The organism is Burkholderia sp. AU6039 (assembly GCF_002223365.1).
Classification (GTDB): domain Bacteria; phylum Pseudomonadota; class Gammaproteobacteria; order Burkholderiales; family Burkholderiaceae; genus Burkholderia.
This window is the reverse complement of record NZ_NKFK01000002.1, coordinates 87,747-102,792: the sequence shown is the minus strand read 5'-3', so window position 1 is coordinate 102,792 and position 15,046 is coordinate 87,747. Positions and strand designations below refer to the sequence as shown.

The 15,046-nt window shown below is 66.7% G+C and carries 21 protein-coding genes; all 21 read right to left on the bottom strand.

Annotated features, from left to right (window positions below; all coding sequences use genetic code 11):
• Positions 1-22: 22 nt before the first annotated feature.
• Positions 23-553 (bottom strand): Sec-independent protein translocase protein TatB, encoded by a 531-nt coding sequence (gene tatB / locus CFB39_RS02045; protein ID WP_089424340.1) that lies wholly within the window; start codon positions 551-553, stop codon positions 23-25.
• 26 nt (positions 554-579) lie between these two features.
• Positions 580-810 carry a Sec-independent protein translocase subunit TatA gene (gene tatA, locus CFB39_RS02040; protein WP_021161850.1) on the bottom strand — a complete coding sequence of 77 codons (231 nt, stop codon included), beginning with the start codon at positions 808-810 and terminating at the stop codon, positions 580-582.
• Between the two features lie 93 nt (positions 811-903).
• Complete coding sequence (locus CFB39_RS02035) at positions 904-1,269, bottom strand: histidine triad nucleotide-binding protein (RefSeq protein WP_021161851.1); 366 nt, start codon at positions 1,267-1,269, stop codon at positions 904-906.
• A 31-nt stretch (positions 1,270-1,300) separates the two neighbouring features.
• Positions 1,301-1,693 carry a DUF4870 domain-containing protein gene (locus CFB39_RS02030; protein WP_089472035.1) on the bottom strand — a complete coding sequence of 131 codons (393 nt, stop codon included), beginning with the start codon at positions 1,691-1,693 and terminating at the stop codon, positions 1,301-1,303.
• Positions 1,694-1,762: 69 nt separating this feature from the next.
• The gene (locus CFB39_RS02025; protein WP_006751798.1) at positions 1,763-2,128 is read right to left on the bottom strand and encodes a phosphoribosyl-ATP diphosphatase; all 366 of its coding nucleotides are present in this window, start codon (positions 2,126-2,128) and stop codon (positions 1,763-1,765) included.
• Positions 2,125-2,541, bottom strand: coding sequence for a phosphoribosyl-AMP cyclohydrolase (gene hisI / locus CFB39_RS02020; RefSeq protein WP_089472034.1), 417 nt, complete (start codon positions 2,539-2,541; stop codon positions 2,125-2,127). Before hisI ends, CFB39_RS02025 begins: the two co-directional genes overlap by 4 nt.
• Positions 2,541-3,314 carry an imidazole glycerol phosphate synthase subunit HisF gene (gene hisF, locus CFB39_RS02015; RefSeq protein ID WP_089472033.1) on the bottom strand — a complete coding sequence of 258 codons (774 nt, stop codon included), beginning with the start codon at positions 3,312-3,314 and terminating at the stop codon, positions 2,541-2,543. The genes hisI and hisF overlap by 1 nt, the downstream gene beginning before the upstream one ends.
• 107 nt (positions 3,315-3,421) lie before the next feature.
• Positions 3,422-4,177 (bottom strand): 1-(5-phosphoribosyl)-5-[(5-phosphoribosylamino)methylideneamino]imidazole-4-carboxamide isomerase, encoded by a 756-nt coding sequence (gene hisA, locus CFB39_RS02010; protein WP_089472032.1) that lies wholly within the window; start codon positions 4,175-4,177, stop codon positions 3,422-3,424.
• Between the two features lie 164 nt (positions 4,178-4,341).
• On the bottom strand, positions 4,342-4,983 hold the full coding sequence (gene hisH, locus CFB39_RS02005; RefSeq protein ID WP_089424337.1) for an imidazole glycerol phosphate synthase subunit HisH: 642 nt from the start codon (positions 4,981-4,983) through the stop codon (positions 4,342-4,344).
• On the bottom strand, positions 4,980-5,600 hold the full coding sequence (locus tag CFB39_RS02000; RefSeq protein WP_039366649.1) for a YchE family NAAT transporter: 621 nt from the start codon (positions 5,598-5,600) through the stop codon (positions 4,980-4,982). Before CFB39_RS02000 ends, hisH begins: the two co-directional genes overlap by 4 nt.
• Positions 5,601-5,666: 66 nt before the next feature.
• Positions 5,667-6,254, bottom strand: coding sequence for an imidazoleglycerol-phosphate dehydratase HisB (gene hisB / locus CFB39_RS01995; RefSeq protein ID WP_006477126.1), 588 nt, complete (start codon positions 6,252-6,254; stop codon positions 5,667-5,669).
• Positions 6,255-6,319: 65 nt separating this feature from the next.
• Positions 6,320-7,393 (bottom strand): histidinol-phosphate transaminase, encoded by a 1,074-nt coding sequence (gene hisC / locus CFB39_RS01990; RefSeq protein ID WP_089472031.1) that lies wholly within the window; start codon positions 7,391-7,393, stop codon positions 6,320-6,322.
• A 144-nt stretch (positions 7,394-7,537) separates the two neighbouring features.
• Positions 7,538-8,854, bottom strand: coding sequence for a histidinol dehydrogenase (hisD, locus tag CFB39_RS01985; RefSeq protein ID WP_089424335.1), 1,317 nt, complete (start codon positions 8,852-8,854; stop codon positions 7,538-7,540).
• A 24-nt stretch (positions 8,855-8,878) separates the two neighbouring features.
• Positions 8,879-9,532, bottom strand: a complete 654-nt coding sequence (hisG, locus tag CFB39_RS01980) for an ATP phosphoribosyltransferase (protein ID WP_089472030.1) — start codon at positions 9,530-9,532, stop codon at positions 8,879-8,881.
• A complete protein-coding gene (murA, locus tag CFB39_RS01975; RefSeq protein WP_069246963.1) occupies positions 9,529-10,878 on the bottom strand; it encodes a UDP-N-acetylglucosamine 1-carboxyvinyltransferase in 1,350 nt (449 codons plus the stop codon). Before murA ends, hisG begins: the two co-directional genes overlap by 4 nt.
• Positions 10,879-10,892: 14 nt before the next feature.
• Positions 10,893-11,132, bottom strand: coding sequence for a BolA family protein (locus CFB39_RS01970; protein WP_006477131.1), 240 nt, complete (start codon positions 11,130-11,132; stop codon positions 10,893-10,895).
• Between the two features lie 56 nt (positions 11,133-11,188).
• On the bottom strand, positions 11,189-11,944 hold the full coding sequence (locus CFB39_RS01965; protein ID WP_089460352.1) for an ABC transporter permease: 756 nt from the start codon (positions 11,942-11,944) through the stop codon (positions 11,189-11,191).
• Complete coding sequence (locus CFB39_RS01960; protein WP_059522281.1) at positions 11,941-12,867, bottom strand: ABC transporter ATP-binding protein; 927 nt, start codon at positions 12,865-12,867, stop codon at positions 11,941-11,943. The genes CFB39_RS01965 and CFB39_RS01960 overlap by 4 nt, the downstream gene beginning before the upstream one ends.
• 192 nt (positions 12,868-13,059) lie before the next feature.
• Positions 13,060-13,335 carry a lipid asymmetry maintenance protein MlaB gene (locus CFB39_RS01955; protein WP_089472029.1) on the bottom strand — a complete coding sequence of 92 codons (276 nt, stop codon included), beginning with the start codon at positions 13,333-13,335 and terminating at the stop codon, positions 13,060-13,062.
• Positions 13,332-13,961, bottom strand: coding sequence for a phospholipid-binding protein MlaC (locus CFB39_RS01950; protein WP_050013177.1), 630 nt, complete (start codon positions 13,959-13,961; stop codon positions 13,332-13,334). The genes CFB39_RS01955 and CFB39_RS01950 overlap by 4 nt, the downstream gene beginning before the upstream one ends.
• A 111-nt stretch (positions 13,962-14,072) precedes the next feature.
• The gene (locus tag CFB39_RS01945; RefSeq protein ID WP_089472095.1) at positions 14,073-15,038 is read right to left on the bottom strand and encodes a VacJ family lipoprotein; all 966 of its coding nucleotides are present in this window, start codon (positions 15,036-15,038) and stop codon (positions 14,073-14,075) included.
• Between the last annotated feature and the right edge of the window lie 8 nt (positions 15,039-15,046).

Here is a 15,046-nt window from a genome sequence, read left to right as displayed (position 1 = left end):
GACGAGCGAGCATGCGCTCGGCTCAGAAGAAGCGCGTCGGCCGGCGCAGGCTGGCCGGCTGGTGGCGCGCGACACGCGCGGCGCCCGACTGCACGTGGGTACGGCGGGTGGTCGCGCGCTTGTACCAGGCAGGCGCAGCCGCCTGCTTGACGCGCCAGTTGCGGCGCTTCGGCGCGAGCGCGGCCGAACTGCCGCGCCACGACGGCATGGCGGGCGTATCGGAACCCGTCGAACCGGCGTCGCCCGCCGCTTCGTTGAGACCGCCGACCGCGGAATGCCACGTGTCGTTCAGTTCCTTCTCGTGCTCACGCAGGTTGTCGTGAATCGTCGTCTCGACATTGCGCGCGGCCGACTCGAAATCGGTCTTCATCGTCCGCAACGCGTCGAGTTCGATTTCGCGCGAGACCTCGGCCTTCACGTCGTTGATGTACCGCTGCGCACGGCCGAACAGCGCGCCTGCCGTGCGCGCAACGCGCGGCAGGCGCTCGGGGCCGAGCACCACGAGCGCGACGACGCCGATCAGCGCCATCTTCGAAAGACCGAGATCCAGCATCGCGAATGCCTGTCAGCGTACCGGCGTTACGCCTTGTTCGAGTCGGAACGCGTCGTTTCCTTCGCGTTGACGTCGACCGAGCCCGAGCGCGGCAGTTGCTGCGCGTCCGCCGGCGCTTCGCCGTCCTTCATGCCGTCCTTGAAACCCTTCACGGCGCTGCCGAGGTCGTTGCCGATGTTGCGCAGCTTCTTCGTACCGAAAACCAGCGCGACGATCAGCAGCACGATCAGCCAGTGCCAAATGCTCAATCCACCCATGATGAAACCTCTCCTCAACCACGCCGCGATGCGGCGTAAATCGCCGGCAACGCGCCGGCTTCGACCATCGATGCGGGGAAACGCCCCGCGCCGTCAACCCATCCGCTGCCAGGGGCGCGGGCCGGCCAGGATATGCGCGTGCAGGTGGTAGACCTCCTGCCCGCCTCCGGGGCCCGTGTTGATCACCGTACGGAAACCGGTTTCGCCGCCCGTATACGCGACGCCGAGCTGGCCGGCGAGACGCGACACGAGCAGCATCAGCCGGCCGAGCATCGGTGCATCGGCCTCGCTCGCCGCCGACAGCGTCGGCAGATGCTGGCGCGGAATCACGAGCACGTGGGTCTCGGCCGCCGGGCGGATGTCGCGGAACGCGACGAATTCGTCATCCTCGTGCACCTTGGTGCTCGGGATCTCGCCTGCCGCGATCTTGCAGAACAGGCAATTCGGATCGTGACTCATGTTGCTCCTGCAGACGCCCGCCCGAGGCCGGTCACAACCAGGCCTGCGGATCGAGCGGCTTGTTGTCGTTCAGGTACAGCCAACCCTTGATGATACGGTACAGCGTCCAGATCCATGTGACAAACATCACTGCGAATCCGATCACCACGAACATCAGCGCGAACCCGATCACATATGCGATCAGCGCGCGCCAGAACGTGCGGATCTGCCACTCAAAGTGGGCCGCATACGGCGTGCCGGCCACATCGTCGCGCTTCACGTAGTTGATGATGATCGCGATGATGCCCGTGACGCCGCCTGTCAGCCAATGAAACGCATAGAGGCCGTAGAGCACGTGAGTCAGCGTGCGCAGCCCGTTCAGGCGCTCGGCGTCCGCGGCCCCCGGCACCGACGGCGGCGGAAACTGGCTTGGCGTATCGGTCATGATGCTACCCCCGTTAGATGACAATTCTTACAGCTTACCGCACTGTGGCCATCCCGCGACAAGGGCCTGTCAACCGCCGTTTTCCTCGCGCTCGCGACGCTTGCGCAGGGCCTTCTCCTCGATCCCCGACAGCCCTTCGCGGCGCTCGAGTTCGCCGATCACGTCGGCCGGGCTCAGGTCGAAATGCGACAGCATCACGAGGCAGTGGAACCACAGGTCGGCCACCTCGCCGACGAGCGCGGTCGGCGCGCCGCCCTGGCGCACGTCCTTCGCGGCCAGCACGACTTCCGTCGCCTCTTCGCCGATCTTCTTCAGCACCGCGTCGTCGCCCTTGTGGAACAGGCGCGACACGTACGATTGGTCGGGATCGCCGCCCTTGCGGCTATCGATCACGGCCGCGAGGCGCAGCAGCGTGTCTTCGGTCGATTGCGTCATTTGTAGATGTGTTCGGGATCTTTCAGCACCGGTTCGACCGCGACCCAGTCGCCGCTGTCGGCGGTGCCTTCGAATTTCTGGAAGAAGCACGAATGCCGGCCGGTGTGGCACGCGATGCCCGACACCTGCTCGACCTTCAGCAGCACGACGTCCTCGTCGCAATCGAGCCGCACCTCGTGCACGTGCTGCACGTGGCCCGACTCCTCGCCCTTGAACCACAGGCGCTTGCGCGAGCGCGAATAGTAGACCGCGCGCTGCGTCTCGATCGTCTTCGCCAGCGCCTCGCGGTTCATCCACGCGAACATCAGCACGTCGTTCGTCGACGCCTCCTGCGCGATCACCGGCACGAGGCCGTTGTCATCCCAGCGGACCTTGTCGAGCCACGCGGGCAATGCATTCGTTTCCGTATTCATCACAGCCTCACCGGGATGCCCTGGCCGGCCATGAAGCGCTTCGCCTCGCCGACCGTGTGCTCGCCGTAGTGGAAGATACTCGCGGCCAGCACCGCGTCGGCGCGGCCGTCCTTGATGCCGTCGGCCAGGTGCTGCAGCGAGCCGACACCGCCCGATGCGATCACCGGCACCGGCACCGCGTCCGACACGCCGCGCGTGAGCGCGAGGTCGAAGCCCGACTTGGTGCCGTCGCGGTCCATGCTCGTGAGCAGGATCTCGCCCGCGCCGAGCTCGGCCATCTTGCGCGCCCACTCGATCGCGTCGAGGCCCGTGTTCTTGCGGCCGCCGTGCGTGAACACTTCCCAGCGCGGCGTCTCGCCGTCGGCCGACACGCGCTTCGCGTCGATCGCGACGACGATGCACTGCGAGCCGTACTTGTCGGCCGCGTCGCGCACGAGCTGCGGGTTCGCGACCGCCGACGAATTCATGCTGACCTTGTCCGCGCCCGCGTTCAGCAGGCGCCGCACGTCCTCGACGGCGCGCACGCCGCCGCCGACGGTCAGCGGAATGAACACCTGCGACGCGACGGCTTCGATGATCGGCAGGATCAGGTCGCGCTGGTCGGACGTCGCGGTGATGTCGAGGAACGTCAGTTCGTCGGCGCCCTGGTCGTCGTAGCGGCGGGCGATCTCGACAGGATCGCCGGCGTCGCGCAGCTCGACGAAGTTGACGCCCTTGACGACACGCCCGGCAGTCACGTCCAGGCAGGGGATGATGCGTTTAGCTAGAGCCATGATGTTGCGCCAAATGCCGCGATGGGACGGCCGGTTGCGGAAAGCCTCGCGCGAGGCTTCCGGTCGGGGCCGCCTGCAGGCAGCCCCGGCGAGCGGGACAACCGCGCTTACGCGTTGTCGAGTTCGCCGTTCAGTTCGTCCGCGCGCCTTTGCGCGGCCGCGAAATCGAGATCGCCGGAGTAGATCGCCCGGCCACAGATCACGCCTTCGACGCCGTGCTCCTCGACTTCGCACAGGTTCTCGATGTCCGTGAGGTTCGACAGGCCGCCGCTGGCGATCACGGGGATGCCGACTGCCTGCGCGAGCTTCACGGTCGCCTCGATGTTGATGCCCTGCAGCATCCCGTCGCGGCCGATGTCCGTGTAGACGATCGATTCGACGCCGTAGTCCTCGAACTTGCGCGCAAGGTCGATCACTTCGTGGCCGGTCAGCTTGCTCCAGCCGTCGGTCGCGACCTTGCCGTCCTTCGCGTCCAGGCCGACGATGATGTTGCCGGAAAACGCGGTGCACGCGTCCTGCAGGAAGCCGGGGTTCTTCACGGCGGCCGTACCGATGATTACGTAGGACAGGCCGGCGTCGAGATACTTCTCGATCGTCTCGAGGCTGCGGATGCCGCCGCCGAGCTGGACGGGAATTTCATCGCCGACCTCGTCGAGGATCGCTTCGATCGCCTCGAGATTCTTCGGCTTGCCGGCGAACGCGCCGTTCAGGTCGACGAGATGGAGCCGCCGGGCGCCGAGATCGACCCACTTGCGGGCCATCGCCGCCGGGTCCTCGGAAAAAATCGTGGCCTGGTCCATATCGCCCTGTTTGAGGCGCACACACTGACCGTCTTTGAGGTCGATGGCCGGAATCAGCAACATAGCAATCGGGTGTCGTCGTGGAAAAAGAAAAGAATCCGGCGCGTACCGGCCAATCCGGTACCGCGCCGTCTCGCTAGTTTAGTACAACTCTTTCGGCGCTTAGGCGCGAGCGCGCCGTGCGACAGGCCGTTCGGCCAGATCGACTGTGGCTCGCGCACCACGTTTTACGGTTTCCAGTGTACGAAGTTGCGATACAGACGCAACCCGACCTCCGCGCTTTTCTCGGGGTGGAATTGGGTCGCGAAGAGGTTGTCCCGCGCGACCGCGGACGTAAACGGCGCGCCGTAGGCCGTTTCGCCAACCGTATGCGCCGGGTTGTCCGGCGTCACGTAATAACTGTGCACGAAGTAGAAATACGCGTCGTCGGGCACGCCGTCCCACAGCGGGTGCGGCTGCGCCTGGCGCACGCGGTTCCAGCCCATCTGCGGCACCTTGAAGCGCGAGCCGTCGTCCTGCAGGCGGCCGTCGAGCGCGAAACGCACGACCTTGCCGGGCAACAGGCCGAGGCCCTTCGTGTCGCCTTCCGCGCTCCAGTCGAACAGCATCTGCTCGCCGACGCACACGCCGAGCAGCGGCTTCGTGCGCGAGGCCTCGATCACGGCCTCCTGCAGGCCCGATTCGCCGAGGCTGCGCATGCAGTCGGGCATCGCGCCCTGGCCGGGCAGCACGACACGGTCGGCCGCGCGGATCGCGGCCGGCGTGTCGACGATCGCCACGTCGGCGGCCGGTTCGGCCTTCTTGAGCGCCTGCGCGACCGAGCGCAGGTTGCCCATCCCATAATCCACAATCGCAATCGAAGTTTTCATCTCAGTGCAGGCAGTAGCGCCCTCAGTCCATTGACGATGAATTCCACCGCCAGCGCCGACAGCATCAGACCCATCAGCCGCGTGGCGATGTTGATGCCCGTGCGGCCGATCCAGTTCGCGATCGGCTCGGCGAGCCGCATCGCGACGAAACACAGAAAAGCCAGGACCGCGCCGATCGCGACCAGCCCGGCCCGCTCATACCAGTGATGCGAGTTCGCCGCATAGATGATCACCGTGCTGATCGAGCCGGGGCCCGTGAGCAGCGGAATCGCCAGCGGCACGACCGCGATGTTGTCCTTCAGCTCGGCCTCGTGGCGCTCCTCCGGCGTCGATCGCGTGTTGCCGATCTGCGCGTTCAGCATGTTGATCGCCATCAGCAGCATGATGATCCCGCCGCCCACTTCGAGCGACCCGACCGAAATGCCGAAGAAGTCGATGATCTGCTGCCCGAGCAGCGTCGTCACCGTGATCACGCAGAACACCGACACCGACGCGATCCGGATCGTGCGCCGCCGCTCGGCATCCGTCTGCTGCGCCGTCAGGCTCAGGAAGAACGGCACCGCGCCGACCGGATTGATCAGCGCCAGCAGCGATATGAACGATTTGAGCAGATCCATCGCAAGCCGGCGCCGCGCGCCGAAGCCGTGAGGTTGTCCTTGACGCGCCGTCCGGTCAGTTCAGGTTCAGAGACTGCCCTTCGTCGACGGGATCTGCCCCGCCGCACGCTCGTCCAGCTCCACCGCCGCGCGCAGCGCACGGCCGAAGGCCTTGAACACCGTTTCGAGCTGATGGTGCGCGTTGATTCCGCGCAGGTTGTCGATGTGCAGCGTGACGCCCGCGTGGTTCACGAAACCGCGGAAGAATTCGATCGACAGGTCGACGTCGAACGTGCCGATCCGCGCCCGCGTGAACGGCACGTGGAATTCGAGGCCCGGCCGGCCGGAGAAGTCGATCACGACGCGCGACAGCGCCTCGTCGAGCGGCACGTACGAATGGCCGTAGCGGCGGATGCCCTTGCGGTCGCCGATCGCCTTCGCGACGGCCTGGCCGAGCGTGATGCCGACATCCTCGACCGTGTGGTGGTCGTCGATATGCGTATCGCCATGCGCTTCAACCTCGAGATCGACCAGCCCGTGTCGCGCGATCTGGTCGAGCATATGGTCGAGGAACGGCACGCCGGTGGCCAGCTTCTGCTGGCCCGTGCCGTCGAGATCGAGCTTCACACGGATCTGCGTTTCGCTGGTATTGCGAACGACTTCCGCCACACGCATGGCAATTCCTTGACTGAGTCGATGTAAATGGGGATTGATCGTTTCGCGCTGCGGCGCCCAGAGGCTCAACCGGGCAGCGCGAGTTTCAAAGCGGCCAGCAGGCGCGCGTTTTCGTCGGGAGAACCGACGGTCAGCCGCACGCATTCAGCCAGCAACGGATGCATTTTACTCACGTTTTTGACCAATACCCGCTCGGTGAGCAGCGCGTCGAACACGGCGGCCGCGTCCGGCACGCGCACCAGCAGGAAATTGCCGGCGCTCGGGAACACCGTCGTGCCCGGCAGCGCGGCCACTTCCCGTGCGAGACGCGTGCGTTCCGCTCGCAGGTCGGCCGCCTGCGCGTCGAGCACGTCGAGATGGTCGAGCAGGAAATCGGCGGTCGCCTGGGTCAGCACGTTGATGTTGTACGGCGGGCGCACCTTGTCGAATTCGGTCAGCCACGCGGGCGAACCGACCAGATAGCCGAGGCGGATGCCCGCGAGGCCGAGCTTCGACACCGTGCGCATCACGACGACGTTGTCGAATTCGGCGGCGCGCGACAGCCACGAGCGAACGGCGAACGGCTGGTACGCCTCGTCGATCACGACCAGGCTGTGCCGTGCGGCCGCGACGATCCGTTCGACGTCGGCATCGTCGTACAGCGTGCCGGTCGGGTTGTTCGGGTACGCGAGATAGACGAGCGCCGGACGATGCTCGGCAATCGCCGCGAGCATCGCGTCGACGTCGAGCGTCAGGTCGGCCTTCAGCGGCACGCCGACGAATTCGAGCTGCGCGAGCTTCGCGGACAGCTCGTACATCACGAAGCCCGGCACCGGCGCGAGCACCTTCGCGCCCGGCTTCGCACAGGCCATCGACATCATGCTGATGATTTCGTCCGAGCCGTTGCCGAGCAGCACGTCGCAACCGGCCGGCACGCCCATCGCATGGCGCAGCTTGTCGAGCAGCGCGGCCGGGCGCGGTGCCGGGTAGCGGTTCAGCGCGACCTGCGCGAGACGCTCCCCGAGCGCCGCGGCGAGCGGCTCAGGCAGCGGGTACGGATTCTCCATCGCGTCGAGTTTCACGAACCCGCTCGCGTCCGGCACCGGGTAGCTCGTCATCGCGAGCACGTCGCGGCGGATGATGTCTTGTGGCGTCGTCATGGTCTCAAGCCGGCGTACGTCGCGCCGGCGTCAATGGGTAGGCAAAGCGGCGGCTGCCGCCCTGCACTGGTGTCTCCCGCCCCGGCCTTCGGGGGCAGGCCGGGCGGCACATCAGCGCCGGCCGCGGCCCCGTGCAGCGTGCGGTCAGTTCTTCATCCGGAATTCGGCGCTCTTCGCGTGCGCCTGCAGCCCCTCGCCGTACGCGAGTTCGGACGCGATCTCGCCGAGCGTCTGCGCGCCTTCCGCGCTGACCTCGATCACGCTCGAGCGCTTGATGAAGTCGTACACGCCGAGCGGCGACGAGAAGCGCGCGGTGCGCGACGTCGGCAGCACGTGGTTCGGGCCCGCGCAGTAGTCGCCGAGGCTCTCGCTCGTGTAGCGGCCGAGGAAGATCGCGCCCGCATGGCGGATCTGCTGGCCCCATTGCTGCGGCTCCAGCGCGGAAATTTCCAGGTGCTCGGGCGCGATGTCGTTCGCGATCCGGCAGGCCTCGGCCATGTCGCGCACCTTGATCAGCGCGCCACGGCCTTCGAGCGACGCGCGGATCACGTCCTGGCGCGGCATCGACGGCAGCAGCTCGTCGATCGCCTTTGCGACGCGCTCGAGGAACGCACCGTCCGGGCACAGCAGGATCGATTGCGCGAGTTCGTCGTGCTCGGCCTGCGAGAACAGGTCCATCGCGACCCAGTTCGGGTCGGTCGTGCCGTCGCACAGCACGAGGATTTCCGACGGCCCGGCGATCATGTCGATGCCGACCGTGCCGAACACGCGGCGCTTCGCCGACGCGACGTACGCGTTGCCGGGGCCGCAGATCTTGTCGACGGCCGGCACCGTCGCCGTGCCGTATGCGAGCGCGCCGACCGCCTGCGCACCGCCGATCGTGAACACGCGATCGACGCCGCCGAGCAGCGCCGCGGCGAGCACGAGGTCGTTCTTCACGCCGTCCGGCGTCGGCACGACCATCACGATCTCGCCGACGCCCGCGACGCGCGCGGGAATCGCGTTCATCAGCACCGACGACGGATACGCGGCCTTGCCGCCCGGCACGTACAGGCCGACGCGGTCGAGCGGCGTGATCTTCTGGCCGAGCACCGTGCCGTCGCTTTCCGTGTATTGCCAGCTGTGCGTGCCGCACTCGATCTTCTGCTTCTCGTGGTACGCACGCACCCGCGCGGCAGCGGCTTCCAGCGCCGCGCGCGCCTTCGGCGCGAGGCCGTCGAGCGCCGTCTGCAGCGCGTCCTGCGGCAGCTCCAGCGCGGCGACGCTCGTCGCGCTCAGCCGGTCGAAGCGGTTCGTGTACTCGAGCACCGCGGCATCGCCGCGCGACTTCACGTCGGCGAGGATCTGCGCGACCGATTGCTCGATCGCCGCGTCTTCGCTCGCCTCGAATGCGAGCAGCGCGCGCAGCTCGGCGCCGAAGCCTTCGCTCGTCGAATCGAGCTTGCGGATGGTGATGGACATGGGAGTTCCGTTACGGTGATGCGCTCAACCGCCATTCTGCGACGCGCGTTCGAACGCGTCGAGGATCGGCTTGAGCGCCGTGCGCTTCAACTTCAGCGCAGCCTGGTTCACGACGAGGCGCGACGAGATCGCCATGATCTCCTCGACCTCGACCAGATTGTTCGCCTTCAGCGTGCCGCCCGAGCTGACGAGGTCGACGATCGCGTCGGCCAGCCCGACCAGCGGCGCCAGCTCCATCGAGCCGTACAGCTTGATCAGGTCGACGTGCACGCCCTTCGCGGCAAAGTGTTCGCGTGCGGTTTCGACGTACTTCGTCGCGACGCGCAGCCGCGCGCCCTGGCGCACCGCGCTCGCATAGTCGGAACCGGCCGACACGGCCACCGACATCCGGCAGCGCGCAATGTTCAGATCGATCGGCTGGTACAGGCCCGAGCCGCCGTGCTCGACCAGCACGTCCTTGCCGGCCACGCCGAAATCGGCCGCGCCGTATTCGACATAGGTCGGCACGTCGCTCGCGCGCACGATGATCACGCGCAGGTCGGGGTTCGTCGTCGGCAGGATCAGCTTGCGCGACGTTTCCGGATCCTCGGTCACCTGCACGCCGGCCGCGGCCAGCAGCGGCAGGGTTTCCTCGAAAATCCGGCCCTTCGACAGGGCAAGGGTCAGCGGCGCGGTCATGCTTGGCTCCCGGAAAGGCGGCGCACGTTCGCGCCGACGGCGGTCAGTTTGGCTTCCATGCGGTCGTAGCCGCGGTCCAGGTGATAGATGCGGTCGACCAGCGTTTCGCCGTCGGCACGCAGCCCGGCGATCACGAGGCTCGCCGACGCGCGCAGGTCGGTCGCCATCACGTTCGCGCCCGACAGCTTCTCGACCCCCGTCACGAGCGCGGTATTGCCGTCGATCGTGATGTTCGCGCCGAGCCGGTTCAGCTCCTGCACGTGCATGAAACGGTTCTCGAAAATGGTTTCGACGACTTGCGCGGTGCCCGTCGCGACCGTATTGAGGGCCATGAACTGCGCCTGCATGTCGGTCGGGAACGCCGGGTATTCCGACGTGCGGATCGTCACCGCCGACGGGCGGCGGTCCATCTTCACGCGCAGCCAGCTGTCGCCTTCCTCGATCGACACGCCGGCTTCGCGCAGCTTGTCGATCACCGCGTCGAGGATGTGCGGGCGCACGCCCGTCAGCATCACGTCGCCGCCGGCCGCCGCGACCGCGCACAGGAACGTGCCGGCCTCGATGCGGTCGGGGATCACCGAATGGCGCGCGCCGTGCAGCCGCTCGACGCCCTGGATCACGAGGCGATCGGTGCCGATGCCGTCGATTTTCGCGCCCATCGCGACCAGCAAGTGTGCGAGATCGCTCACTTCCGGCTCGCGCGCGGCATTTTCGATCACGGTCTCGCCGTCGGCGAGCGTCGCGGCCATCAGCAGGTTTTCCGTGCCCGTCACCGTGATCATGTCGGTCACGATGCGCGCGCCCTTCAGGCGCTTCGCGCGGGCTTCGATGAAGCCGTGCTCGATGCTGATCTCGGCGCCCATCGCCTGCAGGCCCTTGATGTGCTGGTCGACCGGACGCGCGCCGATCGCGCAGCCGCCCGGCAGCGACACTTTCGCCTCGCCGAAGCGCGCGAGCAGCGGCCCGAGCACGAGGATCGACGCGCGCATCGTCTTCACGAGCTCGTACGGCGCGACGAGGTTGTCGACGCGCGACGCGTCGAGCTGCACGCGGCAGCCGTCCGTCTCGCTCTTCACGCCCATCTGGTTCAGCACCTTCAGCGTGGTCCGCACGTCCTTGAGATTCGGCACGTTGTCGAGATCGACCGGGTCACCGGTGAGCAGCCCCGCGCACAGGATCGGCAGCGCGGCATTCTTCGCGCCCGACACGACGATCTCGCCCGACAGGCGGTGGCCGCCTTCGATCACGAGCTTGTCCATCCCATGGCCATGCGCTTCCCCGTTGGCGGCCGGGTGTGCCGTGGCGACGCTCTGGACGGCGTCGCGCTCGTTGACGGTGACTTGCACTCAGTGATTTCCGTTTATGCGTTCTGCCATTCGGCGGGCGTCAGCGTCTTCATGCTGAGCGCGTGAATTTCCTGTTTCATGCGATCGCCGAGCGCCGCATAGACGAGCTGGTGCCGCTGGATCGGCCGCTTGCCTTCGAAGGCCGCCGACACGATCGTCGCGAAGAAATGCTGGCCGTCGCCTTCGACTTCCAGATGCGTGCAGGCGAGACCGCCGGCGATGTATTGCTTGACCTGTTCGGGAGTCGGCAACATGGTGTAAGGCTCCTGTCGGCGCGCGCCGCCCGGATGGCGGCCGCTGCCTGTCGATATCAATGACGCAGTTTGTAGCCGGTCGCGAGCAGCCGCATCGCGATCAGCGCGAGCAGCACGAAGAAACCGGTGACGATCGCGAGGCTCGCGAACGGGTTGATGTCGGACGCGCCGAAGAACCCGAAACGGAAGCCGTCGATCATGTAGAAAAACGGGTTGAGACGCGAGATCTCGCGCCACACGGGCGGCAGCGAGTGCGTCGAATAGAACACGCCGGACAGGAACGTCAGCGGCATGATCAGGAAGTTCTGGAACGCGGCGAGCTGGTCGAACTTCTCGGCCCAGATCCCGGCGATCAGGCCGAGCGTGCCGAGGATCGCCGAGCCGAGCAACGCGAACGCAATGATGAACAGCGGCGCCGCGAAATGCATCGGGATAAACCAGATCGTCACGACGAACACGCCCGCGCCGACGGCGAGGCCGCGCACCACGGACGCGAGCACGTACGCGCCGAAGATGTCGCGGTACGACAGCGGCGGCAGCAGCATGAACACGAGGTTGCCGGTGATCTTCGACTGGATCAGCGACGACGAGCTGTTCGCGAACGCGTTCTGCAGCACGCTCATCATCACGAGGCCCGGCACGAGAAAGCTCACGTACTCGACGCCCGGATAGACTTCGACGCGGCCCGACAGCGCGTGGCCGAAGATCGTCAGATACAGCAGCGCCGTGACGATCGGTGCGCACACCGTCTGGAACGACACTTTCCAGAAACGCAGCAGTTCCTTGTAGAACAGCGTTTGAAACCCGCTCATGCCAATCCCTCGATGACCTCTGCCCCGTTCATCACCTGGACGAACACATCCTCGAGGTCGGCCTTGCGGACCTCGATCTCGTCGAACGTGCAGCCCGCCGCGCGGCATTGCGCGAGGATGCGTTCGACATCGTCGTAGCTCGTCAGGCGCAGCAGGTGCTCGCCCGGCGCGCGGGCGGCCGGGTCGGACTCCAGCCCGCGCAGCTCGGACGGCAGCGCGCCGGTCGCGAGGCGCAGGTAGAGCTGCAGCCCCGCGAAGCGGCGCAGCAGCGCGTCGGTGCGGTCGAGCGCGACCACTTCGCCACGGCGCAGCATCGCGATGCGGTCGCACAGCGACTCGGCTTCCTCGAGGTAATGGGTGGTCAGCACGATCGTGTGGCCTTCGCGGTTCAGGCGCGAGATGAATTTCCACAGCGTCTGGCGCAATTCGACGTCGACGCCGGCGGTCGGTTCGTCGAGCACGATCACGGGCGGCCGGTGCACGAGCGCCTGCGCGACCAGCACGCGGCGCTTCATCCCGCCCGACAGCGCGCGCATGTTCGCGTCGGCCTTCTCGGTGAGGTCGAGATTGGCCATCACTTCGTCGATCCAGTCGTCGTTGCGGCGCAGCCCGAAATAGCCGGACTGGATCCGCAGCGTCTCGCGGACGGTGAAGAACGGATCGAACACGAGTTCCTGCGGCACGACGCCGAGTGCACGGCGCGCGCCACGGAAGTCCTTGACGACGTCGTGACCGCGCACCGAGATACTGCCTTCGTCGGCCCGGGCGAGCCCGGCGAGGATACTGATGAGCGTGGTCTTGCCTGCGCCGTTGGGGCCGAGCAGACCGAAAAACTCGCCTTCCTCGACCGACAGGCTGACGCCCTTGAGCGCCTGAAGCGACTTGTAGCGCTTCTTGACGTGACGGATTTCTATGGCTGACATGACTGTGCGCGACGCCAGGGCCGCGACGCCTATTCTGTGCTTGCTGCGTATGAAAATGGGGGCCGGACGCCGATTGGCTGCCCCGCAAAACGCTTGATTATAGGGCAAACCGGCTGGGGGAGCCGGTGCCGGAGGCACGCGGCCTGAAGCTTGCGCGCGCCGGGCGGCGCGGCAGGCTCCGGTCGGAGAGGGTCAATGTCGCCCGGTGCCGTCGATGAGCGCGTCGACGCCGTACGCGTGCGCGAGGCTGGCGAGCTTCGGAGGGAGATTGTGGATGTCGAGGGTCGCACCGCGCGCTTTGGCGGCACGTTGCCATGCGAGCAGCACGGCGAGCGCGGACGAATCGAACTGCGTCAGCGCCGCGCAATCGACGGCGGTCGCGCCCGCGCCGATGCGCGCAAGACCGTCCGCGAGCGCGGACTTCGCGCTCGCGACGGTCAGCGAGGAGCCGGCTTCGAAGCCGCTCACGACGCTTGCTTGCCGGCGGCAAGTTGCTGGTTGCGCTGCGTGAGGAACTGGATCAGGCCTTCCACGCCGCTTTGCTGGATCTTCTCGTTGAACTGCTGCTGGTACGTCTGGATCAGCCACGCGCCGAGCACGTTCAGGTCATACACCTTCCAGCCGTTCGCCGTCTTGTACAGGCGGTAATCGATCTGGACCGGCTGGCCGTTGTTCATCGCGACCGTCTTGACCACGACATCGGTATCGGCCGGATCGGCACGGAACGGCGGGTACTGGATCTGCTGGTCCGGCTTCAGTTGCGCCAGCGCACCCGAGTACGTGCGGATCAGCAGCAGCTTGAACTGCTCCTGGACCTGCTGTTGCTGCTCGGCCGTCGCGGTGCGCCAGTTGCGGCCCATCGCGAGCTGCGTGGTGCGGCGGAAATCGGTGTACGGCAGGATATCCTTGTTGACGATCGTGATGATGCGGTTGGTGTCGCCCTGCTTGATCGTCTGCTGCTTGACTTCGTCGAGCACCTGCTGCGTCGCCGTCTTGATCAGCGCCTGCGGGTTCGACTGGTCGACTTGCGCGTGGGCTGCGCTGCCGAACGAGAACAGCGCCGCGAAAACGGGGATCAGGAACAGTTTTTTCATCATAGTGGCCTGCATGAATGAGTCGATGCGAAGGTTGGAGCAGGTAGCTTACGCGCAAGTTCGCATACGCTACCGACTGAATCGTTTCCGGCTGTAACGAATGTAAATCCGTCAGTGCAGCCGGATGCTCGGGAACCGGAACCCGCCCGGCGACGGCGGCGCCACCTGCATCGCCGGCACGTTCGTTTCGCTGGCCGGGTTCGGCGATTCGGCCGTGCCCGAAGCCGGCGCGGCCACCGCCGCGCCCGATGCGCCTGCCGGCGCCGTTGCACCGCCCACCGCCGCGGCGCCCGCCGCACCGGCCGCGCCGGCTGCCGCCGGTGCCGCGCCGTCTTCCGGCAGGTCGTACTTCGGCAGTGCGTCGTTGCTCGATGTCGCGGCCGCCTCGCCGCGCGCGTTGCTGATCAGCATCTGGCGGCGTTGCAGGTACGCGTTACGGACGAACGAATACTTGTCGAGCGCCGCGGCATCCAGCACATCGCCCGCGCCGAGCAGGTTCGAACGCGTGTTGACGAGGTTGACGCCGAACAGGCCCCAGCTCAGGCCATCCGGCTTCACGTACGTGAGCGGGTTGCCGACGTAGTCGACGCCCAGGCCCGCCGTGTCGCGCAGCGTGCTCGGGCCGAGCAGCGGCAGCACGAGATACGGGCCCGACGGCATGCCGTAGCGGCCCATCGTGATCCCGAAGTCGGCCGTGTGCTTCGGCAGCTTCGCGATCGTCGCGACGTCGAACAGGCCGCCGACGCCGAACACCGTGTTGATCACGACGCGCATGATGTCGCCGACGCCGTCGGCAATGCGCAGCTGCACGATGTTGTTCGCCGCGATGTAGACGTCGCCGATGTTCGAGAAGAAGTTCGTCACGCTGTCGCGCACCGGCTGCGGCACCACGTACTGGTAGCCCTTCGCGACCGGCTTCAGCGCGTACGTGTCGACCGTGTCGTTGAACTTGTACATCGACCGGTTGAAGCCTTCGAGCGGATCGCCCTTGGTCGGCGTCTGCACGGTCGCGCAGCCGCTCAACGCGGCGACTGCCGCTACCGCCAGCGCGGCCTGCCTGATGCGGATCGTGTGCATGGTCATTC